Raw genomic sequence first — 26,393 nt, 5'->3', positions numbered from 1 at the left:
ACCATGACAACCGTACTGAAAGCACCCACGCTCCGGCTTGGCAGATCAAAAGCAACAGGACGCAAGAACTGGGGCTACACGGCACTTGCTATCCTCTTCCTGGCCATCATGCTGTTTCCGGTCTACTGGATGGTCAACGCTTCCCTGCAGCCCAACGGCACTACCTTGGAAACCTCGTGGTTGCCCTTGAAGCCCGACTTCACCGGCTATGCCACAGCCATCAATGAGCAAGCCGGGAACCTCGGCACGAGCCTGGTCATCTCCCTGGGCAGCGTGGCATTGAGCCTGGCAATCGCAGCCCCGGCAGCCTACGCACTGGCCTACTTCAAGGTGCGCGGCGCAGGCGTTGTCCTCTTCGCCATCCTGATCAGCCAGATGATCCCGGGCATCGTAGTGGCCAACGCCCTGTACACGGCATACAACGACCTCGGGCTGCTCAACTCCATTCCGGGCCTGATCCTCGCGGACTCGGCACACGGAATCCCGTTCGCCATCCTCATCATCCGGGCGTTCATGAACGGCATGCCGGCATCCGTGATCGAGGCCGCGCGGGTGGATGGGGCGGGGCACGTCCGGGCGTTCTGGTCGATCGTGATTCCGCTGAGCCGGAACTCGCTGATCACCGCAGGACTCTTTACGTTCCTGTTCGCCTGGAGCGATTTCCTCTTCGCATTGACCCTCACCACCACGGAGGCGGTCCGTCCAGTCACCCTGGGCATCTTCCAGTACATCGGCGCCTACGTGAACGACTGGAGTTCAGTGATGGCGACGGCGGTACTCGCCTCCATTCCGGCCATCGTCCTGTTGGTCGCGGCCCAAAAATACATCGCCGCAGGCACCACCGGCGGCGCGGTCAAGTAGACCGTCACTCATCAGAAGGAAAGAACCATGCCTGAAACAAGCAAGCCCATCCGCGTCACCGTCTGGAGCGAAAACCGGCACGAGAAGCGGGACGAACTCGTGGCACGCCTCTATCCCGAGGGAATGCACGGCGCAGTCAAGGCGGGCATCGAGGAGAACCTGGGTTCCGCCGTCGAGGTCCGGACCGCCACCCTGGACGAACCCGAGCACGGCCTCACAGAGGAAGTCCTCGCCAATACCGACGTCCTCACCTGGTGGGGCCACATGTCCCATGCAGACGTTGACGACGAGATCGTGGAACGCGTCCACCGGCACGTCCTGGCGGGCATGGGCCTGATTGTGCTCCATTCCGGGCACTGGTCAAAGATCTTCACCAAGCTCATGGGCACCACCTGCACCCTGCGCTGGCGCTCGGAACATGATCGCGAGCTCGTGTGGACGGTGGACCCGACCCACCCCATCGCGAAAGGCGTTCCTCACCCCATCGTCATCCCTGAGCAGGAAATGTACGGCGAATTCTTCGATATCCCTACGCCCGAGGAGCTGGTGTTCATCAGCTCCTTCAGCGGAGGCGAAGTCTTCCGTTCCGGCTGTACGTTCCGGCGCGGCCACGGCAAGATCTTCTTCTTCAGCCCCGGCGACCAGGACTACCCCGTCTATCACCACAAAGACATCCGCCGCGTCATCGCCAACGCCGTGGAATGGGCCGTCACCGACCGTCCCGAGCGCGCCGTCCCGGAGCTGCTCAGGTATGAAACCAACGACTTCTTCAACGGCAAGAGCTACCAAGGAGCCAACGCGTGAGCACGCCTTTCGCCACAATCCCCGACGACGGCACTCCCCTTCGCGTCGTCGTGGTCGGTGCCGGAGGCATGGGCCGCGCCTGGCTTCGAACCGTCGAGGCGTCACCCTTGGTGGAGCTCGTGGGCATCGTGGATCTGGACCTTGCGACCGCTGCCGAGGCTGCAGCATCGCTGGGCCGTCCCACCCTTCCGGTAGGTGCCGGCACGGCGGCGCTGGCGTCCGACGTCGGAGCCCAAGCGGTCATCAACGTCACCGTTCCAGTCGCGCATCATCCGGTCACGACCGAGGCACTCGCTGTGGGCCTGCCGGTCCTTGGCGAAAAGCCCGTGGCCTCGACGGTGGCCCAAGGGCTGTCGTTGGCAGCAGCTGCTGAGCTTCACGGCCAGCTGTTCATGGTCAGCCAGTCCCGGCGCTACAACCGGCAGCTGTTTGAAGCCAAGCGGCTGTCCGGGTCTCTCGGCCCTGTTGGCATTGTTTCTGCCGAATTCTTCAAGGCGCCACATTTTGGCGGCTTCCGCGATGCCATGGACCACCCACTGTTGCTGGACATGGCCATCCACCAGTTCGACATGGCCCGGTTCCTGCTCGACGCCGATCCCGTTTCCGTTTTCTGCGAGGAGTACAACCCCTCCTGGAGTTGGTACCGCGGTGATGCCGGGGCGACGGCCGTCTTCGAAATGACCGGCGGGGAGCGCTTCGTGTTCAACGGAAGCTGGTGCAGCCCGGGTCAGGAAACCTCGTGGAACGCCTCATGGCGGATCAGCGGCGAGCACGGCACGGTCTTGTGGGACGGGGACAACGAACCTGTTTCCTCGACGCCTGTTCCTCCGGGGCCCGGTGCTTCCGATCCGGGCCAGGAAATCACTGGCTCGCTGCGCGACTTCGTATCTGCAGTCCGCACTGGAAGCACTCCAATGGGCCAGGTGCACCAGAACATCATGAGCCTGGCCATGGTGGAGGCGGCCATTCTGAGTGCCTCGTCCGGGGCCCGGGTTTCCGTGGATGCGCTGCTTGAGAACTCGTACCAACAGGCCCTCCTTGCCGAACGGGACCCCGCTGTGTTGGAGGTCTTGAAGTCCTGGACATCGGTTCGCAGTGCGCTTGCCGGAGACAGTGCTCTTGCCGGAGGCAGTGCGCTTGCGGGGGAAGGCGTTCGGCTGTGACGCGGAAGCTGCGGGTGGGCATGGTGGGCTACTCCTTCATGGGCGCGGCCCACTCGCATGCGTGGCGAACCGCGCCCCGCTTCTTCGATCTCCCACTTGCGCCCGAGCTGACGGCGCTGGCTGGCAGGAATGCTGCCGGTGTTCAGGCAGCCGCGGACAAGTTCGGTTGGGATTCCGTAGAGACCGATTGGCGTCGCCTGATTGAGCGCGATGATATTGACCTGATCGATATCTGCTCCCCCGGAAACACGCACGCCGAGATCGCCATCGCCGCCTTGGAAGCGGGCAAGCACGTGCTCTGCGAAAAGCCACTGGCCAATTCAGTGGAAGAGGCGGAGAAAATGACAGCCGTCGCCCAGGCGGCAGCAGAGCGCGGCGTGCTGTCCATGTGCGGCTTCAGCTACCGCCGCACTCCCGCGTTGGCGTTGGCAAAGCGGATGGTGGACGACGGCCGGCTGGGCGATATCCGCCACGTCCGGGCGCAATACCTGCAGGACTGGCTCAGTGACGCGGATGCGCCGCTAACCTGGCGGCTGGACAAGTCCAAGTCCGGCTCCGGTTCCCTTGGCGATATCGGTGCGCACAGCATTGACGCCGCGCAGTGGATCACCGGGTCCAGCATCACCGGGGTTTCGGCCCTCATGGAGACGTTCGTGAAGGAACGGCCGATCGGCGGGGACCTCGTAGGGCTCGGTGGGCATGGCGGTACCGACGGTCCGCGCGGGCCAGTAACTGTGGACGACGCAACGATCTTCACCGCCCGTTTCCAGGCAAAGACATCCGGGGGCGGTAAGACATCCGACGCCGGCCCGATCGGCGTGTTCGAGGCGACGCGGTTCGCCCTGGGACGGAAGAACGCCATGCGGCTGGAACTCAATGGCACGCTCGGCTCGTTGGCTTTCGACTTCGAGGACATGAACTCGCTGTCCTTCTACGATGCCTCCGAGGAGGACGCCGGTTTCCGGCGGATCATCGTGACGGAACCATCCCACCCCTACGTCGGAAACTGGTGGCCCACAGGCCATGGCCTGGGCTACGAGCACGGATTCACGCATCAGGTGGTGGACCTCGTGAATGCCATCGGCGCTGACGAGCAGCCCTCGCCGTCGTTCTCTGATGCCTTGCAGGTACAGAAAGTGCTGGCAGCGGTTGAGGCCAGCGCCGGGGCTGGGAGCCGTTGGCACAAGGTTTGAGCGTGCGGGCTTCCTGCCTGCCTGAACGCTGCCTGCCTGAACGCTGAGAACCCGCTGTTTCGTTGTTGGGCAACAACGAAACAGCGGGTTCGCAACGTGTTAGTGGTTTAGCGTTTGGCGAGCTGAGCGGGTTTGATGGCGGACAGCAGGGCTGCGGCGTAGGCCAGATGTCCTGCCTCGTTCGGATGGAAGTTAGCGTCGGGCAGCCGATCAAACGGGGGTACGGGCGCCAGGATCATCACAAGCCATGGATCTGCAGAATTCGCTGCATGCCCGAGGAACTTCTTGGTGACATCGATGAACTTGGCGTTGGTCTGGCTGTCAGCCACCGCCTTGGCAATTGTCGCGTTGAGGGCATCGACGGCCAGATTCACTTGGACTTGGTTCGCCGGTGGGATCACCGGGAGACCATTGGCGGGATCAAAAAGCCGCGGATAGCCCATGACAGTGAGGGTCGCCTCCGGAGCCGAGGCTCGGATGTTTTGATAGATGATCTCAAGTCCGGACTCGATCACGGGAAGATTGGCGATGATCCCGCTTACGGTGCCCTCACAAAGCTGTGTATCCTGCGTAGAGCAGTTCTGCAAAGCGAGCAAACTGCCGGCATCTACGGCACCAGCGGTAATGCTCACCAACCCGGCATTGTGGAGCGCGGATTGCCCTACACTGCTGGTGATCTGTTCAAATACGGACGGCGTCACTCCGTCATAAAAGGGTCCGGCCGGGAACAGCACAGCTCCGTGACAGGCCAAATTGGCCACTAAAGCGACCCGCCCTGTCGCGGCGACATCATCGACATAGCCCGGACTACTCTGCCAACAAGCAACCAATGGCGGCCTGCTCAAGTCCCCCGCGCCCGTCCCTGCCGTGTACGAATCGCCGAGTGCCACATACGTGATGGGTGGCGGCGGTGCGGCGGTCGCCGGACTGGCCGTGAATCCCAACGTGAGTGCAAGGGCGGCCAATCCGCCTGCAAAAGCCAAGTGCCGGCGTCGTGCTCGATGAGTTGCCATGGTGTTTCCCCTTCATGCTGCTCTTTGGGGCTCCGGTGGTCCGTCAAAAGGGATCACTTCGCGGCTCGCCCACCCGTCGGCCGCGTACGGGGCAATGTGTTGGCCAGATTACGCCCGGCAGGCAATGCGGTACAGACCCATCGACAAGCTATTTTTGGGCTTTCAATTTCCGGCGGTAAAGGATGTTTCCAACCAGCGAGATTGTGCCGCCGATAGGCAGCGCGACCCCTATCAAGGGCAAAAGCGCTACAGCCTTCTTGGATGGTCCTTCCAAAGGAATCTCAAGCGTTCCGGTGATGTCATCAGGGTGGTAGGTGACATCGATGGCCTCGCCGATCCCGTAGGCGCAGGGCTCGGCGCTGGTTCCTGGAGGAGTGCGGTACGTGGCGCCATCGATCACGACGTCGGCTATAGGCTCGCAGAGGCCTTTTGTACTGATCTTTTGGTCAACCACGATTCCGTGCCCGGCCACCGTGCCCTCGCGCGGCGGTGCGTTATGGAAGAGGAGCAGCCATAGAATTCCAAGAACGATTGCAATAACAGCCGCGCGAAGACTGAACCGTGGCTTGCGGGGCATGTCCTGATCTGCCGGTAAGAGCGTCATATCGCTGGCCAACTACGCGCTGTACCTGGCCAGCCTGAACTCCAAGCCGTTCCGCACCGCGGGCCATTCGTGTTCCAGGATGGAGAACACCACGGTGTCGCGAAGCACTCCGTCCTTGGTGCGCGAGTGGTTCCGCAACACACCGTCCTGCTTGGCGCCGAGGCGGGCGATCGCGTCGCGGGATTGGTGGTTGAGCCAGTGCGTCCGGAATTCGACGGCGGGGCAGCCCAGGGTTTCAAAGGCATGCTGAAGAAGCAGCAGCTTGGAGTCGGGGTTGGTGCCTGTTCCGTGGACGGACGCTGCGTTCCAGGTGGAGCCGATCTCGACGCGCGGAGTGGCGGCATCGATGTTCATGTACGTCGTCATTCCGATGACCTTGCCGGTGCTGTTGAGCCTGGTGGCGAAGGGCACCATGGAACCTTGGGTTTGCAGGCCCAGCCTCCGCTCAATCTCCGCAGCCATACCGTCCGGCGTGGGTACGGAGGTGTACCAGAGCTTCCAGAGTTCGCCGTCCTTGGCCGCCTCCACGAGGTCGTCGTGGTGATCTGGCCGCAAGGGTTCCAGGGTCACGAATTTGCCGGTCAAGGTGATGGGTTCAATCGAGGTCACCCGGCTAGCCTAACGGTTACGCGATGGTCAGTCGTTCCAGTCGAAGAAGCCCTTGCCTGTTTTGCGGCCAAGCTCCCCACGGGCAACTTTGTCCCGCAGGATCTGCGGCGGAGCAAAGCGGTCACCCAACGTGGAATGCAGGTACTCCGCGATGCCCAGACGAACATCAAGACCCACGATGTCGGTGGTCTTGAGCGGCCCGGTGGGGTGTTTGTACCCCAGGACCATCGCGGCGTCGATGTCCTCCGCTGATGCCACACCCTCCTCAACCATGCGCATAGCCTCCAAGGCAATAGCGACGCCCAGCCTTGAGGACGCAAAGCCGGGCGCGTCATTAACGACGACGGCGGTCTTGCCGAGTGCCTCGGTCCAGTTCTTCGCCGCTCGGGCGAGTTCGGGCGAGGTCTCTTTGGCCAACACCACTTCGATGAGGGTGGAGGCGGGCACCGGGTTAAAGAAGTGCAGCCCGATGAAGTTGGCTGGCCTGCGGAGTTCATTCGCCAAGTCCGTCACGGACAAAGACGACGTGTTTGAAGCAAGGAATGCATCTGCGGAAAGGCGGTCCTCCACAGCTTTCAACGCGGCGACTTTGAGATCGTAATCCTCGGGCACGGCTTCTACCACCAGGCCGCAGTGGATGAAGGATTCGTAGTCTGTCGACGTGCTGAACCTGGCCAACGCTTCTTCAGGGGTTTCGCCCAGGGTGCCACGGGCGGCGGACTTGGCCACTGCGTCTGCTACCCGACCCTGGGCCCCGGCGGCTGCCTCATGATCCCTCTCCACGACGATCACGGTGGCCCCCTTGGTCAGGAACGCATGCGCGATTCCCGCACCCATCCGGCCACCGCCAAGGACTCCAACAACGTGGGGAATCGCGGGTACTGCTGTCATTTCTGAATCCTGTCGTCGTTGGCAGCGGAGTTGGCGGAGTTGGCAGAGTTGCTTCTGTCCTTCTTGTCCAGGAAAGCCTGCATCCTGTCGAATTTGGCCTGGGATTCGAAGAGAATCCCCTGGGCAAGGGTGTCGATCAGCGGGTGCGCTTCCGCAGGAGCATGGAACACCGACTTGGTAATGCGGACCGCAAGGGGATCCTGGCGGCCGATCCTGTCAGCCAGATTGTGCGCGGCCTCCATGAGCTCAGGGGCCTCGTGAATCTCAGTGATCAAACTGATACGCAGGGCTTCCTCGGCCCTCAACACGGCGCCGGCGAGGAGGATTTCCTTGGCTTTCGGCTCGCCCACGAGCTCCTTGAGCCGCCAACTGGCGCCGGCTGCGGCAAGGATTCCCAGTCCTGTTTCGGGGTTGCCTATCCGCACACTTGGGGTTCCGATGCGGAAATCTGCCGCATAGGCAAGCTCCGCACCACCGCCCAGGCAATAGCCGTCCAATGCTGCGATGACGGGCATGGGCAGCTTGGCGATGCGCATGAAGATGGTTGAGTTGATCCCCCGCAGTGCGTCATCCCGCCGGCGTTCCCGGAGTTGTCCAATGTCCGCGCCCGAGGCGAAGACGCCGTCCGTGCCCGCGATGATCAGGACCTTGGGGTTGCGCTCCAGTTCGGCACAGACGAGGTGAAGCTCGTCCACCATGGTCTGGTCTATCGCATTGCGTACTTCGGGACGGTTGAGAAGGACAGTCAGCCTGTCGTCACGTTCCTCGAGAAGAAGGGTGCTGAAGTCTTCCTGGTTCAGTGCCATTTACACGCCTTCCAGCAGCATTGCCGTGCCCTGGCCCACGCCGATGCACATCGTGGCAAGGCCAAGCTTCGGTCCATTGTTGCTGGCAAGCTCCCGCTCCATGCGGCCCAGAAGGGTAATGGCCAGACGTGAGCCGCTGGAACCCAGCGGGTGCCCCAAACTGATGGCACCGCCGTCGTTATTGACGATTTCCGGGTCCAGCCCCAGGCGCCGCATGCTGGCAAGGGACTGGGTGGCAAAAGCTTCGTTGAGTTCCACTGCGCCGAGCTGGTCCACGGTGAGGCCGGTGCGGGCAAGGACCTTCTGCGTTGCCGGGACAGGACCGATGCCCATGATTTCCGGCTCGCAGCCCGCCGAAGCGCCATCGATGATACGGGCGCGGGGCGTCAGGCCGAATTTCTTGATGGCTGCCTCGGAGGCGACGATGATCGCAGAGGCGCCGTCGTTGAGGCTGGATGAGTTGCCCGCAGTGACTACGGAGCCACCGGGGACTACTGGCCGAAGTCCCGCCAGGACATCCATGGTGGTGCCTTCGCGGGGACCCTCATCAGTGTCCACCACGGTCTCGGACTTGCGGGTCTTGACGGTGACCGGAACGATCTCTTCCTTGAACCGGCCGCCTGCAATGGCCGCCAAAGCGAGTTCGTGCGAGCGGACAGCGAAAGCGTCTGCGTCCTCGCGGGAGATGTTGTCCACACGGCCCACTTCCTCGGCCGTTTCAGGCATGGAGTAGGTCATCTTGCCGTCACGGGAGAGCTCGCCCTTGGTGAAGAGCGGGTTGACGAAGCGCCAACCGATGGACGTATCGAAGATCTGGCCCGGCTTGGCGAATGCCGTGGTGGGCTTCTCCTGCACCCAGGGGGCACGACTCATGGATTCGACGCCGCCGGCAACCACGATATCCGCAGCGCCGGACTTGATCATTTGGCTCGCCATGATGATGGCGCTCAGGCCCGAGGCACAGAGACGGTTCACGGTGACGCCCGGAATGTGGAGGGGAAGCCCGGCAAGGAGGGTTGCCATGCGGGCCACGTTGCGGTTTTCCTCGCCAGCGCCGTTGGCGTTGCCGAGGATTACCTCATCAATGGAGTCAGGATCGACGCCGGCACGCGCCACTGCCTCACGGACCACTAGCGCGGCGAGGTCGTCAGGACGGACGGAGGACAATGCCCCGCCGTAACGACCAACCGGCGTCCGTGCGCCGCCAACAAGAAAAGCCTCGACCATGAGAACATCCTTCGCGAAGTGAAAGGGACCGGCCCGGGAATAATATACCGACCGTTCGTTCTATAAAGATTACACGGCCTGCCGTCCGGGTCAACAGATGAAGCCACTTCCCCAACCCGGCACGGCATCGCCTCAGACCACCCGGATGCCCAAATGGCCTGCCAGCAACGGGGCCATGAGACTCAACTGGTAATCGTCAATAACAACTCCGGCAAGCCCGGCCAACCCGTTGATACCCCGGAACTCCGAACTCCGCAGGTCCACGTCCTTGAGCTTGGCGCCGGTCACATCCAGGGTGCCGATGGTGCAATTCTTCAGCGATAGCCGTGTTCCCGTGCAGCCGCCCAGATCGAGCTCGTTGATGATGCAATCTGAAATCTGGACATCCATCAACTTGGAGCCGCGCAGGTTCACGTAGTCCAGCTTGCCGCCCTCGATCAGTACCGAACGCCACGTGCCTTCGTACAGCTCGGCTGATCCCCACCTCGGATTGCTGATCTCCACGTCCTGCCACGAAGACCGCGCCGCAGTGAAGACTGGCGCATACGGCTCCGCAAGGATGCATTCCCGGAACGTGGCGCCACGCAACTGGGCCTCGTTGAACGAGACTCCTGTGAACTCACACTCAATGAAGTCGGCACCGCTCAGTTCCTCCCCATCGGCAGACACCCGGGTAAACCTGATGCCGTCATACCGTTCGCCACGCTGGAAGTCCGGGGCGTCGTCGTCGCGCAGTTCTTCCAGGCGCACCGGGGAGATCTTGGGGGCTGCCACTTTTGCAGCCGCCATTAGAGGGATTCCGCCTTCGCAGCGATCTCGGCAAGGTCCTTGCTGAGGGCCTTTCGCGTAATGCTCATGCCGATCTTCCCGAACAAGGCCATGGCGACCTTGCTCCCGAGCGTGGGTTTGAGGACCTCGGCGCCGAATGTCAGCGTAAGGTCAGTTCCGCCGTCGCGCTCCGCCAGATTGAAGCGGGTGGTGTAGTCGGCGCCGCTCTGGAGTGCTTTGACTGTGGTGCTGCGGGGTGGGTCAGCCTGGGACACCCACATCTCCACGGTTTCCTGCCTGCCCATCATGGTCCGTGTTTCCTTCCAGCGGGTGCCCTCCCCATAAGGACCCTCACTGAGCATCTGGATTGCGTTGATGCCCGAAAGGGTGCCGGCCGAGGCGGGAATGTCCGAGAGGACCGCCCAAACTTTCTCCGGGGTGGCGTTGATGTGCTGCGTCAGGGTGGTGGTGTGATCCATACATCGAGCCTAGACCCGGGCACTGACAGTCCCAACTGACTCGCACTAGTGGTTGTTGTGAGCCCCCAGAACAACCACTACTGCCAGTAAGTTGGGCGAATCGGCAAGGAGCCTGTGGATAACGCTCCACGCTCCCCGATGTTTTGCCAGCATAGGGAAATGCGTCTCCCGACCCGGCTTCCCGTTCCCCTGGCATCCGCCGCATTCACATGGCAAGAAGCGTTCGACGCCGGTATCTCCCGTCAGCGTTGGCGCCACCCCACGCTGGACTCGCCAAGCAGGGGGATCCGAAACCCGGACACGGGCGGAACCGCCAACCTGCAGGAGATGGTCCGCCCATTTACGGTGATAACGCCCTTCTCGGCCGCCTCGCATGCCACCGCGTTTGTCCTGTGGGAATTTCCTGGCTTCCTGCCAGGCACCAATAAACCCGCCATCCACATCTCGCGTCCGGACAGTATGGCTATTCCGCGTAGAAAGGGGGTAACAGGGCACGTGGGCCAGTTCTTTGACGATGAAATCGCCAATCTCAACGGTTTGCTCATCACCAGCAGGGCCCGCACCTGGCTCGACTGTTCGCGAAAGATGACGATAGACGAGATTACCGTCGTTGCGGATCATCTGCTGCGTTTGCCGCGGCCCGAGTTCGAAGGGCGAAGCGAACCATTCTGCACGATGGAAGAACTGGAGGACATGCTGGATCGGCACAAAGGAACACCTGGAATCCGTAAAGCCCGTTTGGCTCTGGAACAAGCACGGGTGGGGTCGGACTCTGCTCCCGAAACGCGGCTTCGGCTGGCACTTGTGCGGACTGGGCTGCCCGAACCAGAAGTCAATGTGCCCACTGAACTGGGTTTCGGCGTCGTACGTCAACCGGATCTTGGCTATCGCGAGCATCGCGTTGCTGTCGAGTACGAGGGCGAGGGACATTCTGATCCAGCCCAAATTGTCAGGGACATTGAGCGTGAAGAAGATTTCAGCCGCGCAGGTTGGATCCTGGTGCGGATCTCCAAACGGCACATGGCCAACGAGGCGGGCTCGGCGATAGCCAAGGTCAGGAGCGCGCTCATCAGTCGGGGCTGGTCACCCAACTGACTGGCAGTAGTGGTTGTTCTCAGCCCTGGAAACAACCACTAATGCCAGTCAGTTGGGGAAAGGGGAAGCTAGCTGAACAGTTCGCTCTTGGGCTCGTTGTTCTTGACCTTCTGCCAGCCAAGCCACAGGACGAGGGCGAAGAACGGGATGGTCGCCAAGGTCCACAGACCCAGGAGGAAGACCTCGCCGGTTGCCTTATCGGTCATGGTGTCGAAGCCGATCAGTACGGTGATGGCCAGCAGCGCAACCAGGCCCAGCCAGCTGGTCCACGGCGAACCGGGCATCGGCAGGCTGGAGACGTTGCCGCGCTTCTTCCGCAGGGCAATCTGGCTCGCGAAGATGGAACCCCAGGTGAAGATCACACCGATGGAGGCCGTGTTCAGCGCGAGGTCGAACGCATGGGAGCCACCCAGCCAGATGTTGAGCAGGATACCCACCAGGTACACACCGCCGATCGCCAGGATGGCCGCGTACGGCACGTGGCGGGAGGACATCTTGGTGAGCCACTGCGGCGCGTGGCCGTTGTTGGCCATGGTCCGGAAGATGCGGCCGATCGAGTACAGGCCCGAGTTGCAGGAGGACAGCGCGGCGGTGATGACGATCATGTTCATGACGTCGCCCATCCAGCCGAGGCCCATCTGGCCGAACACGGTGACGAACGGCGAGGTGCCGGCCTTGTACTGGTCCGACGGCAGCAGCATCGCAAGCAGCATCACGGAACCGACGTAGAAGACAATAATGCGGATCACGACGGCGCGGATCGCCTTGGGAACTTCGCGTTCCGGGTTCTCCATCTCACCAGCGGTAATACCAACGAGTTCGATTGCGTTGTAGGCGAAGATCACAGCGTTGAGGACCAGGATCATGACCAGGCCGCCCTTGGGGAACATGCCACCGTCTTCGTGGAACAGGTTGCCCACCGAGGCATGGCCGTTGCCCACCTGGGCGTTGGTGACAACCATGAAGGTGCCAACGGCCAGGAAGATCAGGATGGCTGCGACCTTGAGGCACGAGGCCCAGAATTCGAACTCGCCGAAGGCCTTGACGCTGAACAGGTTCACGGCCACCAGCAGCACCAGCGCTGCAATGGCGGACAGTTCAACGGGAACGTTGGGGAAGAAGAACTGGAAGTACAGCCCGATTGCGATGAGCTCGGCAATGCCTGTCATGGCCCAGTTGATGAAGTACATCCAACCGGAAAGGAAGGCGCCCTTCTTGCCGAACATCTCACCGGCGTAGCTCACGAACGAGCCGGACGTCTGGCGGTACATGATGAGTTCGCCAAGGGCACGCATCAGCAGGTAAGCGATGACGCCGGCAATGGCGTAGGAGAAAATCAGGGCCGGGCCGGTGGAGGCCAGGCGGCCACCGGCGCCCATGAACAGGCCGACGCCGATTGCGCCGCCCATGGCGATCATGGTGACGTGGCGCCGGCTCAGGGTCTTCTGGTAACCCTCGGCGCTGAGGGTGGAGCCGACGGCGGTGGATGGGGCCGTGGGGTTCTGGAGTTCTGTGGGGGTACTTTGCGGCACAGCTGTTCCTTGTGGGTTGGGGTATTGCTGTAGGTGTTTACGCCTATGCCGGAACATGGGCGTCTTGGCCACACAAAATTCGAGCTTTCCCCGTTGGAGGACGTCGAAGTGTGACAAAGAACGCAGAACGCCGAAGGTTCGCGCAACCCGTCTATCTTACGGGATTAATGGGAATGCCCGTGACGCAGGCAACAACACGCGTCCTGGACACAGCAACGCGGGGTCACTTACGGCCCATGTTTCCCCCTGGAATGGGCCGTATGTGACCCCGCGTTGCTTTAGGAGATCAGCACGATATTCCGGCTCTCATCTGCGAAGACTTCGTACGTCCGCAGGGGCTTGGCTCCCGTGGTGGAACACCCGGTTTCCAGCTCAAACGAGTGCTGGTGGAGCGGGCACATCACCACGCGCTGGTCGATGGTTCCGTCGGCAAGGGGGCCGCCCTTATGTGGGCACACTGCCGACACAGCCCGCAAGGTGCCGTCCCGTAGCCGGAAGACCGCAACCTGTTCGCCGTCGATCCCGAACGCCCGGCCTTCGCCGAACGGAATTTGGTCCACCGGCCCTATGACGTGTGGAATCTTCATCGGACCGGCACCTGCGGCAGGACTGTGAGCGGCAGCGAGGTCCGGAATTGGCCGGGCGTGAGTGGATCATCGCGCTCACTCCACGGATCCACGTAGTTGTCCACTGACTCCTGCATCGCCTCATCCAGGCGGGCGGCGATGCCCTCGGAGTCGTCCAGGATGACGCTGCGGATGCGGTCGATCCCCACCCGGGGAACAAACGCATACGTCCGTTCCAGCCAGTTCGCGTTCTCCCGGTAGTACTGCATGAACCGACCCGCCAGCAGTGTGACTTCCTCCGGAGTATCCACCGTGACCAGCAGATCGCCCTTGCGGATGTGGGCGCCGGCCGCTCCCCCAACATAGATTTCCCAGCGGCCTCCTTCCACCGCAACGACGCCTACGTCCTTGACCAAGGACTCCGCACAGTTCCGCGGACACCCGGAGACTGCGAGTTTCAGTTTTGCCGGCGACTCAATTCCCTGGAAGCGGGATTCCAGCGAGATGCCCAACCCTGTGGAATCACCCGTGCCAAAGCGGCAATAATCCTTCCCCACGCAGGTCTTCACGGTGCGGAAACTCTTGCCGTAGGCGTAGCCGGAGGGCATGTCCAGATCGGCCCAAACCTGCGGAAGGTCTTCCTTGGGAACGCCCAGAAGGTCGATCCTTTGCCCACCGGTCAGCTTGATCATGGGAATGTTGTGCTTCTCCGCGACGTCGGCAATCGTGCGGAGCTGTTGCACGGACGTCACGCCTCCCTTCATCTGCGGAACCACGGAGAACGTGCCGTCACGCTGGATGTTCGCATGCACGCGGTCGTTGATGAAGCGGGCGTCGCGCTCGTCGATGTATTGCTCTGCCAGCATCATCTTCAGGAGCGAGGCAAGGCCCATCTTGGATTTGGCATCTTCAGCGCTTCCGGGAGCCAGCGCAGCAAACACCTGGGAAACCGAGCGCAGACCAAGCTCCCGGATCCGGGACATCAACGCGGCCTTGTCCAGGGGAATACCGGGAACGTAGTAGCTCGCAGCCGGGTCATCTTCTACGGCACCGTCGGCCGCCCACTCCACCACCTGCGAAACAAGCAGCTTGCAGGAACCACACCCCTTGCCGGCCCGGGTAGCGTCCATGGCTGCCGGTACCGAACGGCAACCACCCTGCACCGCGGCAACAAGCGTTCCTTTGGAAACCCCATTGCAGTTGCAGACCTGTGCCGAATCCGCCAGCTCGGAAACGCCGTCCTCTTCACCCGGCGAGCCGAGATCGAACATCAGCGAAAGGCGTTCCTCCGGCAGCGGCAGGCCCTGGTCAAAAGCCTGGGTCAAGTAAGCAACCTTGCGGCTGTCACCAAGAAGGGTAGCGCCCACCATCTTGTTGTCCCGGATCACGATCGACTTGAACACGCCCCGGCTCGGTTCCGAAAAAACAATGTGCTCATCCGTGTCCCGTTCCGGGCCCGCCAGGCCCATGGAAGCGACGTCGACGCCGGCAACCTTCAGTTTGGTGGCGGTCCTGGAACCCAGATAGACCGAGGAACGATCCACACCGGTGATCTGGTCCGCAAGAACAGCGGCCTGCTCCCACAAGGGCGCTACAAGCCCATAAACCTCGCCCCGGTGTTGGACGCACTCCCCCACGGCATAGATGTCCTCTTCGTCCATGACGCGCAGGTGGTCATCCACCACGATGGCCCGTTCCACGGCCAAACCACTCACCACCGCGACATCCACGTTGGGCCGGATGCCGGCAGTCACAACCACCATGTCGCAGTCCAGCTCAGTGTCATCACGCAGCCGCACGCCGGTGATCCGGTCCTTGCCCAGCACCGCAGTGGTCCGGCTTCCTGTATGGACCTCGATGCCCAGCGCCTGGACGCTTCGCCGCAGTATTGCGCCGCCGTCGGGCCCTAATTGCGCGTTCATGAGGTGGCCACCGGAGTGGACCACCGCCACGTCAAGGCCGTACGCCTGCAGTCCCCGGGCAGCCTCAAGCCCCAGCAATCCCCCGCCAATCACCACAGCCTTGCGGTGATGCTCGTGCTGGGCGAACTGGACCATCTTGCGGGTATCGTCCATGGTCCGGAACGTGAAAACCCCGTGGCGCACCGATCCGCTGGGCGTGTAGAGGCCATCCATCGGAGGAAGGAACGAGTGGCTTCCGGTGGCGATGATCAGGACATCGTAGGGAACCACCCTGCCATCGGCCGCAAAGACGTGTTTGCTGTACTTATCTATGCGCTCCACCCGGACCCCTGCGTGCAAGGTGATGTTGTTTTCCTGGTACCACGGCAGGGCGTTGAGGAAAATGTCGGCATCGCTTTCCTCGCCGGACAGCACGTGGCTGAGCATGATGCGGTTGTAGTTTCCGTACGGTTCGTCGCCGAAAATGGTGATGTCGAACGCGTCCCCGCCGCCGCGGGCCAGGATCTCCTCCACCGCACGTGCACCGGCCATGCCGTTGCCGATGACCACCAGCTGCCTGGTCATCAGTGCTCCACCATGCCCAGGTCCACCACCACGGAACCGCGGACGCCGGCCGGCGCGGCGATGTACAACTCGATCATCGAGCCGCCCTCGATATCTTCCACAACCCGCAACGGGACGTGCACATCGCCTTTGGCCCCGATGGGGAAATACCGCATCGGCACGCCGTCGCGCATAAGGACAACCGCAATGAGTTCAGAGCTGGAGTTGCCACCGCGGAAGTAGAGCGTCTGGTTCACGACGCCGTCCGGGACAAAGTGCGCGAGCTCGCTGTGGAGGGGAACCGGCTTTTCCATACCGATGCCGTCAAACGGGAATATGCCTTGAAGGAAGAGGTTCTTGGAAATCACGGAAAGATCCTTTCGGCCGGCTTCCTTCCATGGTGCTCCGCCGTTGTTTCAGGACGCTCGATGCCGTGTTTCCATATGCAGGACAGGGCGTAACGATCCCTTTGCGAACAACTCACCCCGGCGGCAGCGTCGGTCACGGCGGCCAGGTCGGCCACGACGAACTAGAGCAACTCGCCATCCTGCATCCCATACCGGACCCAGCTACCCACTGAACCGGCCGCCGCACACCGATCGAACCACTCCCCCAGCGCGCGGTCGTGGCTCACGATGACCAGTGTCCCGGCGAAGGCTGCGAGCGCAGCTTCCAACTGTTCCACGAGCACCGGCGCAAGGTGGTTGGTGGGTTCGTCCACGATCATGGTTTCGTAGCTGCCCAGGAGCAGCCTGGCCAGGGCGAGCCTGCGTTGCTGTCCGGCCGAGAGGCTGCCCACGGGAACGTGGAACTCCGCAGGCCGGAACAAGCCCAGGCGAAGCAGGGCCTCGGCATGTTCGTCGATGTTTCCGCCCAGTCCTGCGGCAAACGCCGGAAGGAGCCGGAGCCCGGGACGCGGGGGCACGTCGAGTTCCTGCTGCAGATGCCCCACCGTGCCCTGAACGGCCAAGGTTCCGTTGGCCGGCTCAAGCGTCCCGGCGAGCACGGAGACCAGCGTTGATTTTCCTGCGCCGTTTGGCCCGGTGATGAGGACCTTCTCCCCGGTTTCGACGCGCAGATCAGTCGGTTTGAGGCGACCGGGCACGCTAATGCCGCGTGCTTCGATGGCCGGTCCAGCAGCTTCCTCCAGCTGAACGTCAAGTTGCGCGGCGAGCTTGAGCGGCACGGGTGGCCGGTCAATGGGGTTCTCTTCGAGCCGCCGCAGGCGTTCCTGGGCGTTGCGAACCTTGCTGGTGGCTGCGCGTTGCCAGGTGCCTTTTTTGAAGCCGGTCGCAAATTTGTCGTTGTCGCGCACCCGGCCGTAGCCCATGCCGCCGGAAACCGTGGCGGCCTGGAACCGTTCGGCGGCCATGGCGTCGAGCCATTCCTCGTACTGCTGCACCCAACGGGCACGCTGGGCGGCTTTCTCCCGCAGGTAACCTTCGTAGCCGTTGCCGTACCTATTGACGGAACGGCGCTCGGCGTCGACTTCGATGACCGTGCTGGCTACCTTCCGCAACAGGACGCGGTCGTGCGAAACCACCACCACGGTGCCTCGGTGCGCAGCCAACCTCGACTCCAGCCAGGCTGTGCCGTTGGCGTCCAGGTGGTTGGTGGGCTCGTCCAGGAGCAGGGCTTCGGCAGGATCTGCCAGCAGGCAGGCGAGGGCAACGCGCTCCTGCTCGCCGCCGGACAAAGACCCAAGCGTTCGACGCCGCTCCAGGCCTCCCAGCCCCAGCCTGTCCAGCGCTGCTTCCACCCGGGACTCGGCAGCGTACCCCTCGCGGAGTTGGTACTGGGTCTGCAGGCTTCCGTAGAGTTCCAGGGTTTCGGGGTCCGCGTCCGCCAGGTCCTGTTCCAGTTCGGTAATGCGGGCCTCAAGTGAACGGAGTGCCTTAAGGGACTCGTCGATCGCGTCGCCGACAGTAATCGAGGCAGGAAGCCCGTGCGTCTGGGCGAGGTAGCCCACGCGGTAGCCGGCGTTCCCTGCCAACCCGGCCGTGCCGTCGTCGGGCGTTTCCACGCCGGCCAGCAGGCGGAGAAGGGTGGATTTCCCCGCCCCGTTTTCCCCGACAATGGCAACGTGCTCGCCGTGATCGATGGTGAGTTCAACGCCGTGGAAAAGTTCGCGGTCCCCGTAGCCGTGGGAAACGCCGGAAAGGTGAAGGTGGTCAGTCAAGAGATGTCCTCGCAAAGTCCGCAGTGAATGGCAGGAAACCCTTGGGGTACTGCCTCAGTGGTCTACTGGGGATGCAGCCGGATGGACGGGCTGCTCTCAAGACTTCATCGCTCCAGACTGCCCGGCGAATCGGGGCACGTCAAGTTCAGGCCGCCGCGACCGCGCGCCTCCGCCGGGCCTTTGCCAGGCGCGTACCAATCAGTCCTTGCCGCGGACTGAACAGATAGACGACGGCGAACACCGCACCCTGGGTGACCACCACCATGGCCCCTGATGCCGTGTCCAGGTAGTAGCTCAGGTAGATGCCGGTCATGGAGCACGCTACCGAGATGACGGGGGCGATCACCAGCATCCGGGAGAACCGGTCCGTCAGCAGGTAGGCGGTGGCACCGGGAATGATCAGCATGGCTACCACCAGCACCACGCCCACGGTTTGCAAAGCCACCACCGATGTCAGCGCCAGCAGGCCGAGCAGCAGCGCTCCAAGCCGCCGGGGCGACAGTCCGATGGCGTGGGCATGCGTGGGGTCGAACGCGTACAGCGTGAGGTCCCGGCGCTTGAGGATCAGGATCGCGAAGGCCACCACGCCAAGGACCACAACCTGGATGAGGTCAGGGACGCTGACGCCCAGAAGGTTGCCGAAGATGATGTGGTTCAGGTCAGTCTGGCTGGGTGTCACGGAGATCAGCACCAGGCCCAGCGCGAAGAGCGACGTGAACACGATGCCGATTGCCGCATCTTCCTTCACGCGGCTGGTGTTCCGCACCACCCCGATCAACGTCACGGCGATCAGCGCGAACACCAACGCACCAAGCGCGAACGGCGCACCCACAATGTAGGCGAGCACGACGCCGGGAAGCACCGCGTGCGATACGGCGTCGCCCATGAGGGACCAGCCGATCAGAACGAGCCAGCAGCTAAGGACCGCACAAACCACCGCAGCAATTGCCGTGGTGGCGAGGGCGCGGACCATGAAGTCGTAACTCAAAGGTTCAAGCAGGAATTCCACGGCTTAGCCCCTGTTCATGACGTCAAGGCCAAATGCCATTGCTAGATTTTCAGGTTGCAGCACCACGTCGGGGCTGCCATGCATCAGCACCTTACGCATCAGGAGCACTGCTTCGTCGCAGAGCTGAGGGAGCGCGTGGAGGTCGTGGGTGGAGATAAGGATGGTGGCGCCGTCAGCCGCAAGTTCGCGCAGGAGCCTGGTGATAGTGGCTTCGGATCGCTTATCCACTCCGGCGAAGGGTTCATCCAGCAGCATCATGGTGGCGCCTTGTGCGATGCCCCGGGCTACAAAGGCACGCTTTTTCTGCCCGCCGGACAGCTGGCCGATTTGGCGGTCGGCAAACTCGCCAAGCTCCACGCGGTCCAGGGCCTGTTCGACGGCGTCCCGGTCTGCTTTCCGGGGACGGCGGGTGAATCCGAGGTGCCCATAGCGGCCCATCATCACTACGTCCCGGACGGACAAGGGGAAGGCCCAGTCCACATCCTCGCTTTGCGGGACGTAGCCGATCCCGGCCTCCTTGCGGGTCTTCATGGGCGGGTGACCGTTGATGAGGACCCGGCCGGAATCGGGCTTCACCATGCCCATGATGGTCTTGAACAGGGTGGACTTGCCCGAGCCGTTCATACCGACCAAACCGCAGATTCTGGAGTGGTCCAGGGTGAGGGATGCGGAGTCCAGCGCCAGCACCGCGCCGTAGTGGACCGTGACGTTCTCAACGACGATCGCAGGGCTGGTCATGACGCTCCTCCTGTCAGGGCTGTGGTGATGGTCTTCGCATCGTGGCGGATGAGGTCCAAATACGTGGGAACAGGACCGTCTGCTTCTGATAACGAGTCCACGTAGAGTACGCCACCGAATTTGGCGCCGGTAGCACCGACGACTTGCCGCATGGGGGCGTCGGAGACGGTGGATTCGCAGAACACGGCCGGCACCTGGTTGTCCTTGACGAATTCGATTGCCCGCGCGATCTGCTGGGGCGTGGCCTGCTGCTCAGCGTTCACGGCCCAGATGTAGACCTCTTTGAGTCCGGCATCCCGGGCCAGGTAGGAGAACGCACCTTCGCACGTCACCAGCGCCCGGTGTGCTTCGGGCAGAACGGAGAGCTTGGAGACCATCTCGTCCTGGACGGTCTGCAGTTTGGCGTTGTAGGCCTTGGCATTGGCTTCAAACTCGCCGGCATGGGCGGGGTCGAGCTTGGCGAAGGCCTTGGCCATGTTGTTGGCGTAGATCTGGACGTTGCTGGGGGACATCCATGCGTGCGGGTTTGGTTTGCCCTGGTAGGAGTCTTCTGCAATGGGCATGACCTTCACGCCGTCGCTCACCACAGCGTGGGGCACATCGAGTCCCTCCACGAATTGGGAGAACCATGCTTCAAGGTTCAGGCCGTTATCCAGGATGAGGTCGGCCTGGGCAGCCTTGCGGATGTCCCCGGGAGTTGGCTCATAGCCGTGGATTTCGGCCCCGGCCTTGGTGATGGATTCCACGCGGAGCTTGTCACCGGCGACGTTTTTGGCGACGTCGGCCAAAACGGTAAACGTGGTCAGGACAACGGGCTTGTCGTCACCACCGGCAGAGGAATTCCCTCCGCAGGCGGACACCCCGAGCACCAGAGCGGATGCGGTCAGTAAGGCGGCGAATCGGCGGACAACTTTGGCGCGCCGAAACGGAAAGTTAGGCATACCGAAAAGTGTAGCGAAGCGGGGGCCACCCAGCAAAGATAGTCTGGTCATATGGGCACCATTTCGATGCGGGCGAGGCTTTACCGGTTCAATGCCCTGGACGCAGTCGCCGTGGCCGCCTACGTGGGGTTCACGGTCTACTTCACTTTTGCGGGCGAATCCGTGGAGCGAATGATGCTCCGGCTTTTTTCCGACCCCGCCACGGCTTCCTATGCCGTCAACGCGGTCTTCTATGCTGCCGTCGGGGTCTTTGCCTTGGCGTCCGCCTGGCGCATTGTTGGCCGCGACATCAAGATCCTGGGCACCCGTCCCTGGTTCACCCTTGGAATGATTCCCCTTGCGGTGGTGGTCATGCTGATCGTCACGGCAATTCTGGTTGCGGCGCTCGGTACGGCGCAGACCTCCGAAAACCAGTTGGGCATCCAAGGCCTGCTTCAGCGTGTGCCGGCCTGGCTCATGGTGCCGCTGCTGGTGGTCCTGGGGCCGTTCGTCGAGGAGTACCTGTTCCGGCACCTGCTGATCGGCAAGTTGTCGCAGTACGTGAACATCTGGATCTGCTGCGCGATTTCGGTGGGAGTTTTCGCGTCGATCCATGTTGTGGGCAGGGAAGGGCTGGCGTTGTCGGCCCTTGCGCCTTATCTCGGCATGGCCCTGGTGCTGGTGGCGGTCTACGTGTGGACGGGAAAGAACCTGATGTTCTCCTACTTCGTCCATGCGGCCAAGAACCTCCTGGCCGTGGTTCTCATTTATGCGATCCCGCCGGACTTCCTCCCCACCGGGTAACAGAGGCATGCCAGGACCTGCACCAGGGCTCGAGTTCTGCATCAGCCGAGGCCATTACTAGACTCGGACTGTGAACAACCAACTCCCTGCCAAGGTTTCCGACATCTTTGACCCCTCACGCTGGCGCACCGTTTCCGGCTTCGACGACTTCAAGGACATGACGTACCACCGGCAAGTTGAGCGTTCCAGCGACGGCACGGTCAAGGATCTCCCCACTGTACGTATCGCCTTCAACCGCGCCGAGGTCCGCAACGCATTCCGTCCGGGCACTGTGGACGAGCTGTACCGGGCCATGGACCACGCGCGCATGTCTCCTGACGTTGCCACCGTGCTGCTCACGGGCAACGGACCGTCGGAAAAGGACGGTGGGCACTCGTTCTGTTCCGGCGGCGACCAGCGGATCCGTGGCCGGGACGGCTACCGCTACGCCCAAGGAGACACCCAGGAAACCATCGATCCCGCACGCGCCGGACGCCTCCACATCCTGGAAGTCCAGCGGCTCATGCGGACCATGCCCAAGGTGGTCATCGCCGTCGTCAATGGGTGGGCAGCCGGCGGCGGACATTCCCTCCACGTGGTCAGCGACCTCACTATCGCCTCCCGCGAACACGGCAAGTTCAAGCAGACTGACGCCACCGTGGGAAGTTTCGACGCCGGATACGGCTCTGCGCTGCTGGCCCGCCAGATAGGGCAGAAAGCCGCGCGGGAGATCTTCTTCCTGGCCCGCGAATACTCCGCCGAGGACATGGTGCGGATGGGAGCCGTGAACGAGGCCGTGGACCACGCGCGGCTGGAGGAAGTCGCACTGGAGTACGCGGCGGATATCGCCCGCCAGTCCCCCCAGGCCATCCGCATGCTGAAGTTCGCCTTCAACCTGGCCGATGACGGCCTGGCCGGGCAGCAGGTCTTCGCCGGTGAAGCCACACGGCTGGCCTACATGACGGACGAGGCCGTGGAGGGCAAGGAAGCCTTCCTCCAGAAACGCGACCCCGACTGGTCCAACTTCCCCTACTACTTCTAGGACTCCCCTGTGGACATCGATCCCGTACTCAAAGCACTGGCTGCTGCCCTGCATGGTGAGGGTCCCGCCGTCGAAATCGTGGTTCACGAGGACGGGCGGCCGGAAGCCGTTCCGGTAGAGACCGGCGTGGAAGAGGCCGCGGTGGTGGTACGGACCTCCGGCTCCACCGGGACACCGAAGGCCACCGTCCTTACTGTGGATGCCCTGGCGGCCTCCTCTGTGGCCACGGCCATGGCATTGCGCGGTGAAGGCCAATGGCTGCTGGCACTGCCCTTGCAGTATGTGGCCGGTGTCCAGGTCCTGGTCCGCTCGCTCTACGCAGGGACGCGGCCCTGGGTGATGGACCAGTCGAACGGCTTCACGCCCGAGGCATTCACCGCTGCGGCGGGGGAACTGACGGACAAGATCCGCTTCACGTCGCTGGTCCCCACCCAGCTGCAGCGGCTCCTGGACTCCCCCGCACCGGAAACCCTTGCCGTGCTGCGCCGCTTCAATGCCATCCTGCTGGGCGGCGCACCCGCTTCGGCTGAACTCCTTGCCGCCGCCCATGCCGAGGGCCTCAAGGTGGTGACCACCTACGGATCAGCCGAGACAAGCGGCGGGTGCGTGTACGACGGCGAGCCGCTGGACGGCGTCGAGATCCGCATCGGCGAGGGCGAACTGGAAGGCCGCATCCTGCTGGGCGGCGACACCGTGGCGGCGGGCTACCTTGACGCCCCGCGGGCCACAAAGGCCGCGTTCCTCGAGGAAGACGGCGTGCGTTGGTTCGTCACGGGCGACCTCGGCGAAATTGCCGGTGACGGCAAGCTCACTGTCCTGGGCCGCGCCGACGACGTCATCATCAGCGGCGGCGTCAAGGCCTCTGCCGGGTATATCCAAAGCAAACTGGAAGAGCTCGACGGCGTCACTGCGGCTTTCGTCGCGGGTGTACCGTCGCGTGAATGGGGACAGGCCGTGGCAGCCTACGTGGCCATGTCCGACCCCTCGCCGGAAGTGCTGAAGGGCTTCACGGCCCGCCGCGAAGCAGCATTGGGAGTTCTGGCCCCCAAGACCGTGGTCGCCAGGAAGGAATTGCTGATGCTGCCCAACGGAAAACCGGACCGGCTCGCCATGATCGAACAGCTTTCCGCCGTGCATCAGGGACAATAGACACGTTCTGCCCTCATGACTCCGACCAAAGATCAACGCGAAATACACGAGGTACTACACGTGGCGACAGCTGCACAATGGATTCAAGGAGCCCGGCTCCGCACACTGCCCGCGGCAATCGCGCCCGTACTGATCGGTTCGGCAGCGGCGTACGAGCTCCATGCTTTCCGGCTGCCGAATGCGATCCTGGCGGCGCTCGTGGCGCTCCTCCTCCAAGTGGGCGTCAACTACGCCAATGACTACTCGGACGGCATCCGCGGGACGGACGAGGACCGGGTAGGGCCACTGCGCCTGGTTGGTTCCAGGCTCGCCAAGCCCGAGCAAGTAAAGTGGGCGGCCTTTGGACTGTTCGGCGCGGCCATGGTGTGCGGGCTGATCCTGGTCATCATCACCCAGACCTGGTGGCTGATCCTGGTGGGCCTCGGTTGCGTCCTGGCGGCCTGGGGCTACACGGGCGGCAAAAACCCCTACGGCTACCTTGGCTTGGGCGACGTCTTCGTCTTCGTGTTCTTCGGACTGGTAGCAACGCTCGGCACAACCTACACCCAGGCCGGACAGGTCAGCCTGGCAGCAGTCATCGGCGCGATCGGTACTGGACTCATCGCCTGCGCCCTGCTCATGGCCAACAACGTCCGGGATATTCCCACCGACACAGCGGCAGGCAAACGCACCCTGGCCGTGCGTCTTGGAGACAGGCATGCCCGCGAGAGCTACGTATTGATGCTGGCCGTCGCCATCCTGCTGGTGATTGTGCTGGCACCCACCAAGCCGTGGATGTTGATCGTTCTCCTGCTGATCCCCGCCTGCCTGATGCCCGCCTGGCTCATGGTCAACGGCAAGAAGCGCAAGAGCCTCATTCCCGTGCTCAAGCAGACCGGACTGATCAACCTCGGCTACAGCCTGCTGTTCTCGCTGGGGCTGATCCTGAGCCGGGGCTTCTGAGTTTCCGAGCTTCTGTAACGAAAGCTACTTGGAACCCGGGCGTTTGTCGTTGTTGACGGCAATGTCCGGGTTCTGCTCCACCAGGCCATCCTCCGCCTCGGCGTCCTCAACCTCACCAGCGGTGCGGATGGGCTTGGCCCGGCCGGAAACACGGTCCCGGATGGCCGCAGTGGCGGCGTCGCGCTGTTTCTGGAAGAAGAGGTAACTGATGGCGAACGCGATCAGCCCCGCGAAGACCACCGCCAGGATCCAGCCCACCTGCAAAAGGGCGAACAGGATGAACAGCGGCACGAACAGCGCCAAACGGATGAGGGAATACTTCAGGAAAGCCACTATCCAAGTTTAGCCGCCCGGATGGTTGCACTCTGATCACAGCCGGAGCCGGGCGTCCAGTGAATGCCTTCCGGCGACTAGACTTGGTGCATGCTCCGGGTTGTTGGCGTCGTCGTCGTCCTTGTTATCTTCGTCTACGCCCTCGTGGACGTGATACGTACCGATGGCAGATACACACGCGGCATCTCCAAGCCCGCCTGGATCGTGGTCATGATCGTCCTGCCCCTCCTGGGTGCAGTCCTCTGGTTCATCTTCGGCAGGCCCTACGGCAAGCCCTCGGCGCAGCCCATCCGCCGCCACCCCACCGCCCCGGATGACGATCCCGAGTTCCTCCGCAACCTCGAAACCCGCCGCCGGAACACCGCCGAAGAAGAGCGCCTCAAGAAGCTCAAGGCAGAGCTGGAAGCCAAAGAGCGAAAACTCAATGGTACTGATGGCCAGGAGGGCAGCCAGGGCAATAAAGCCCCCGGGTACAAGTCCGGCGATGCCAAACGCGGCGAGCCGGATACCCATGGCACCGACGAACTGAAGTAGGGAACATGGCCCGGCAAGCTGATGGATCACGGCAGTCTTCTACTACCGCGTCACCCATCGGCGGGCCACCACCGTCCACGCCGCAGGCCAGCTCCGGCGTTTCCCTGTCTCCTCCCCCACCCGGCTCGCCTACCCCGCCCGGCTCGCCTACCCCGCCCGTCGAAACCGCACCCGGCGACGCCGTCGTGCGGCCACCAGGCCCGGCGCTGCTGTCCAGGTGGTTGTGGGTAGCCAGCTTTGCCGCAGGAACCGCAGTAGTCGTCACCAGTTTCCTTGCCCGCGATTCGCACCTGGATCGTCTCCAGGACGTCATCGCGGGAAAGCTCCCCGACGGCGACGCCCAGGCAATCGAGGGAGCAACCGCCGTCGTGTTCCTGGGAAGCCTGGCCATGCTTGCGCTGGTGGTCGCGATGGAAGCCGTCCTGCTGGCTGTGGCCTTCAGGCGCCGCAGCTGGGCGCGCTGGCTGCTGGCACCGGTGGCGCTCCTGCACGCCGTGGTCACAGTGATCACGGCCGATTTCGTCGTCGCGCCGGGAGGCGAAGGCATCCTGTCCACTGTGCTGCTTGCCGTGCAGTACGTCCTGGCTGCAGCAGGCCTGATCCTGTTGTTCCTGCCCTCCACCACGGCGTGGCTGATAAGCGGACGCCGGCGCGCGACGGAAATCTAAGGCGTTCCGCGGCTTAGAGC

Annotated in this window: 28 protein-coding genes; 11 read left to right on the top strand and 17 right to left on the bottom strand. The window is 62.9% G+C overall.

What is annotated here, in order from left to right; all coding sequences use genetic code 11:
* Positions 1 to 3: 3 nt before the first annotated feature.
* Genes J2Y41_RS00680 through J2Y41_RS00665 form a run of 4 tightly spaced genes read left to right on the top strand, consistent with a single transcriptional unit; the run spans position 4 to position 4,021 of the window.
* Positions 4 to 861 (top strand): carbohydrate ABC transporter permease, encoded by an 858-nt coding sequence (locus J2Y41_RS00680; RefSeq protein WP_309925241.1) that lies wholly within the window; start codon positions 4 to 6, stop codon positions 859 to 861.
* A 27-nt stretch (positions 862 to 888) separates the two neighbouring features.
* The gene (locus J2Y41_RS00675; RefSeq protein ID WP_224165249.1) at positions 889 to 1,665 is read left to right on the top strand and encodes a ThuA domain-containing protein; all 777 of its coding nucleotides are present in this window, start codon (positions 889 to 891) and stop codon (positions 1,663 to 1,665) included.
* Positions 1,662 to 2,828, top strand: coding sequence for a Gfo/Idh/MocA family oxidoreductase (locus tag J2Y41_RS00670; RefSeq protein ID WP_309925238.1), 1,167 nt, complete (start codon positions 1,662 to 1,664; stop codon positions 2,826 to 2,828). The genes J2Y41_RS00675 and J2Y41_RS00670 overlap by 4 nt, the downstream gene beginning before the upstream one ends.
* Before the next feature lie 20 nt (positions 2,829 to 2,848).
* Entirely contained in the window at positions 2,849 to 4,021 is a 1,173-nt protein-coding gene (locus tag J2Y41_RS00665) for a Gfo/Idh/MocA family oxidoreductase (RefSeq protein WP_309925979.1), read from the top strand.
* Between the two features lie 107 nt (positions 4,022 to 4,128).
* Here J2Y41_RS00665 and J2Y41_RS00660 read toward each other — a convergent pair whose 3' ends face one another.
* The 8 genes from J2Y41_RS00660 to J2Y41_RS00625 all read right to left on the bottom strand — a co-directional run bounded on the left by J2Y41_RS00660 (position 4,129) and on the right by J2Y41_RS00625 (position 10,418).
* Complete coding sequence (locus J2Y41_RS00660; protein ID WP_309925236.1) at positions 4,129 to 5,034, bottom strand: SGNH/GDSL hydrolase family protein; 906 nt, start codon at positions 5,032 to 5,034, stop codon at positions 4,129 to 4,131.
* A gap of 148 nt (positions 5,035 to 5,182) precedes the next feature.
* Complete coding sequence (locus tag J2Y41_RS00655) at positions 5,183 to 5,638, bottom strand: hypothetical protein (RefSeq protein WP_309925234.1); 456 nt, start codon at positions 5,636 to 5,638, stop codon at positions 5,183 to 5,185.
* A gap of 12 nt (positions 5,639 to 5,650) precedes the next feature.
* Entirely contained in the window at positions 5,651 to 6,247 is a 597-nt protein-coding gene (locus tag J2Y41_RS00650; protein WP_309925233.1) for a GNAT family protein, read from the bottom strand.
* 27 nt (positions 6,248 to 6,274) lie between these two features.
* Complete coding sequence (locus tag J2Y41_RS00645) at positions 6,275 to 7,138, bottom strand: 3-hydroxyacyl-CoA dehydrogenase family protein (protein ID WP_309925231.1); 864 nt, start codon at positions 7,136 to 7,138, stop codon at positions 6,275 to 6,277.
* Entirely contained in the window at positions 7,135 to 7,944 is an 810-nt protein-coding gene (locus tag J2Y41_RS00640) for an enoyl-CoA hydratase/isomerase family protein (protein ID WP_309925229.1), read from the bottom strand. The genes J2Y41_RS00645 and J2Y41_RS00640 overlap by 4 nt, the downstream gene beginning before the upstream one ends.
* Entirely contained in the window at positions 7,945 to 9,171 is a 1,227-nt protein-coding gene (locus tag J2Y41_RS00635) for an acetyl-CoA C-acyltransferase (protein WP_309925227.1), read from the bottom strand.
* Between the two features lie 132 nt (positions 9,172 to 9,303).
* Positions 9,304 to 9,960, bottom strand: a complete 657-nt coding sequence (locus tag J2Y41_RS00630; RefSeq protein ID WP_309925226.1) for a pentapeptide repeat-containing protein — start codon at positions 9,958 to 9,960, stop codon at positions 9,304 to 9,306.
* The gene (locus tag J2Y41_RS00625; RefSeq protein WP_309925224.1) at positions 9,960 to 10,418 is read right to left on the bottom strand and encodes an SRPBCC family protein; all 459 of its coding nucleotides are present in this window, start codon (positions 10,416 to 10,418) and stop codon (positions 9,960 to 9,962) included. Before J2Y41_RS00625 ends, J2Y41_RS00630 begins: the two co-directional genes overlap by 1 nt.
* Before the next feature lie 159 nt (positions 10,419 to 10,577).
* On the opposite strand from J2Y41_RS00625, the gene J2Y41_RS00620 reads away from it, so the two are divergent.
* The gene (locus tag J2Y41_RS00620; RefSeq protein ID WP_309925222.1) at positions 10,578 to 11,513 is read left to right on the top strand and encodes a hypothetical protein; all 936 of its coding nucleotides are present in this window, start codon (positions 10,578 to 10,580) and stop codon (positions 11,511 to 11,513) included.
* Positions 11,514 to 11,581: 68 nt separating this feature from the next.
* Here J2Y41_RS00620 and J2Y41_RS00615 read toward each other — a convergent pair whose 3' ends face one another.
* From J2Y41_RS00615 to J2Y41_RS00580, 8 genes are all read right to left on the bottom strand, one after another.
* Positions 11,582 to 13,045 carry an amino acid permease gene (locus tag J2Y41_RS00615; protein ID WP_309925219.1) on the bottom strand — a complete coding sequence of 488 codons (1,464 nt, stop codon included), beginning with the start codon at positions 13,043 to 13,045 and terminating at the stop codon, positions 11,582 to 11,584.
* Positions 13,046 to 13,323: 278 nt separating this feature from the next.
* Complete coding sequence (locus J2Y41_RS00610; RefSeq protein WP_224165259.1) at positions 13,324 to 13,632, bottom strand: Rieske 2Fe-2S domain-containing protein; 309 nt, start codon at positions 13,630 to 13,632, stop codon at positions 13,324 to 13,326.
* Positions 13,629 to 16,097 carry a nitrite reductase large subunit NirB gene (gene nirB, locus J2Y41_RS00605; RefSeq protein ID WP_309925215.1) on the bottom strand — a complete coding sequence of 823 codons (2,469 nt, stop codon included), beginning with the start codon at positions 16,095 to 16,097 and terminating at the stop codon, positions 13,629 to 13,631. The genes J2Y41_RS00610 and nirB overlap by 4 nt, the downstream gene beginning before the upstream one ends.
* Positions 16,097 to 16,444, bottom strand: a complete 348-nt coding sequence (locus J2Y41_RS00600; RefSeq protein WP_309925213.1) for a molybdopterin oxidoreductase — start codon at positions 16,442 to 16,444, stop codon at positions 16,097 to 16,099. Before J2Y41_RS00600 ends, nirB begins: the two co-directional genes overlap by 1 nt.
* A gap of 161 nt (positions 16,445 to 16,605) precedes the next feature.
* Entirely contained in the window at positions 16,606 to 18,255 is a 1,650-nt protein-coding gene (locus J2Y41_RS00595) for an ABC-F family ATP-binding cassette domain-containing protein (RefSeq protein ID WP_309925212.1), read from the bottom strand.
* 145 nt (positions 18,256 to 18,400) lie between these two features.
* Positions 18,401 to 19,264, bottom strand: coding sequence for a metal ABC transporter permease (locus J2Y41_RS00590; protein WP_309925209.1), 864 nt, complete (start codon positions 19,262 to 19,264; stop codon positions 18,401 to 18,403).
* Between the two features lie 3 nt (positions 19,265 to 19,267).
* Positions 19,268 to 20,002 (bottom strand): metal ABC transporter ATP-binding protein, encoded by a 735-nt coding sequence (locus J2Y41_RS00585; protein ID WP_309925207.1) that lies wholly within the window; start codon positions 20,000 to 20,002, stop codon positions 19,268 to 19,270.
* Entirely contained in the window at positions 19,999 to 20,943 is a 945-nt protein-coding gene (locus J2Y41_RS00580; RefSeq protein ID WP_309925205.1) for a metal ABC transporter substrate-binding protein, read from the bottom strand. Before J2Y41_RS00580 ends, J2Y41_RS00585 begins: the two co-directional genes overlap by 4 nt.
* Before the next feature lie 51 nt (positions 20,944 to 20,994).
* Here J2Y41_RS00580 and J2Y41_RS00575 point away from each other — a divergent pair, with 51 nt between their 5' ends.
* The 4 genes from J2Y41_RS00575 to J2Y41_RS00560 all read left to right on the top strand — a co-directional run bounded on the left by J2Y41_RS00575 (position 20,995) and on the right by J2Y41_RS00560 (position 24,838).
* Positions 20,995 to 21,726, top strand: coding sequence for a CPBP family intramembrane glutamic endopeptidase (locus J2Y41_RS00575; RefSeq protein WP_309925203.1), 732 nt, complete (start codon positions 20,995 to 20,997; stop codon positions 21,724 to 21,726).
* A gap of 70 nt (positions 21,727 to 21,796) precedes the next feature.
* On the top strand, positions 21,797 to 22,747 hold the full coding sequence (locus J2Y41_RS00570; RefSeq protein ID WP_309925201.1) for a 1,4-dihydroxy-2-naphthoyl-CoA synthase: 951 nt from the start codon (positions 21,797 to 21,799) through the stop codon (positions 22,745 to 22,747).
* A 9-nt stretch (positions 22,748 to 22,756) separates the two neighbouring features.
* Positions 22,757 to 23,896, top strand: coding sequence for an AMP-binding protein (locus J2Y41_RS00565; RefSeq protein WP_309925199.1), 1,140 nt, complete (start codon positions 22,757 to 22,759; stop codon positions 23,894 to 23,896).
* Positions 23,897 to 23,956: 60 nt separating this feature from the next.
* Positions 23,957 to 24,838 carry a 1,4-dihydroxy-2-naphthoate polyprenyltransferase gene (locus tag J2Y41_RS00560; RefSeq protein WP_224088765.1) on the top strand — a complete coding sequence of 294 codons (882 nt, stop codon included), beginning with the start codon at positions 23,957 to 23,959 and terminating at the stop codon, positions 24,836 to 24,838.
* 24 nt (positions 24,839 to 24,862) lie between these two features.
* Here the strand turns inward: J2Y41_RS00560 and J2Y41_RS00555 are convergent, their stop codons facing one another.
* Positions 24,863 to 25,174: a DUF4229 domain-containing protein gene (locus tag J2Y41_RS00555; protein ID WP_224091145.1), complete on the bottom strand. Its 312-nt coding sequence runs from the start codon at positions 25,172 to 25,174 to the stop codon at positions 24,863 to 24,865.
* 87 nt (positions 25,175 to 25,261) lie between these two features.
* On the opposite strand from J2Y41_RS00555, the gene J2Y41_RS00550 reads away from it, so the two are divergent.
* Together J2Y41_RS00550 and J2Y41_RS00545 are read left to right on the top strand one after the other, a co-directional pair.
* Positions 25,262 to 25,705: a PLD nuclease N-terminal domain-containing protein gene (locus tag J2Y41_RS00550; RefSeq protein ID WP_224165264.1), complete on the top strand. Its 444-nt coding sequence runs from the start codon at positions 25,262 to 25,264 to the stop codon at positions 25,703 to 25,705.
* A 5-nt stretch (positions 25,706 to 25,710) separates the two neighbouring features.
* Entirely contained in the window at positions 25,711 to 26,373 is a 663-nt protein-coding gene (locus J2Y41_RS00545; RefSeq protein WP_309925196.1) for a hypothetical protein, read from the top strand.
* Positions 26,374 to 26,393 lie beyond the last annotated feature (20 nt).

The organism is Arthrobacter sp. 1088 (assembly GCF_031455315.1).
GTDB lineage: Bacteria > Actinomycetota > Actinomycetes > Actinomycetales > Micrococcaceae > Arthrobacter.
This window is presented reverse-complemented; position numbering and strand designations above follow the sequence as displayed.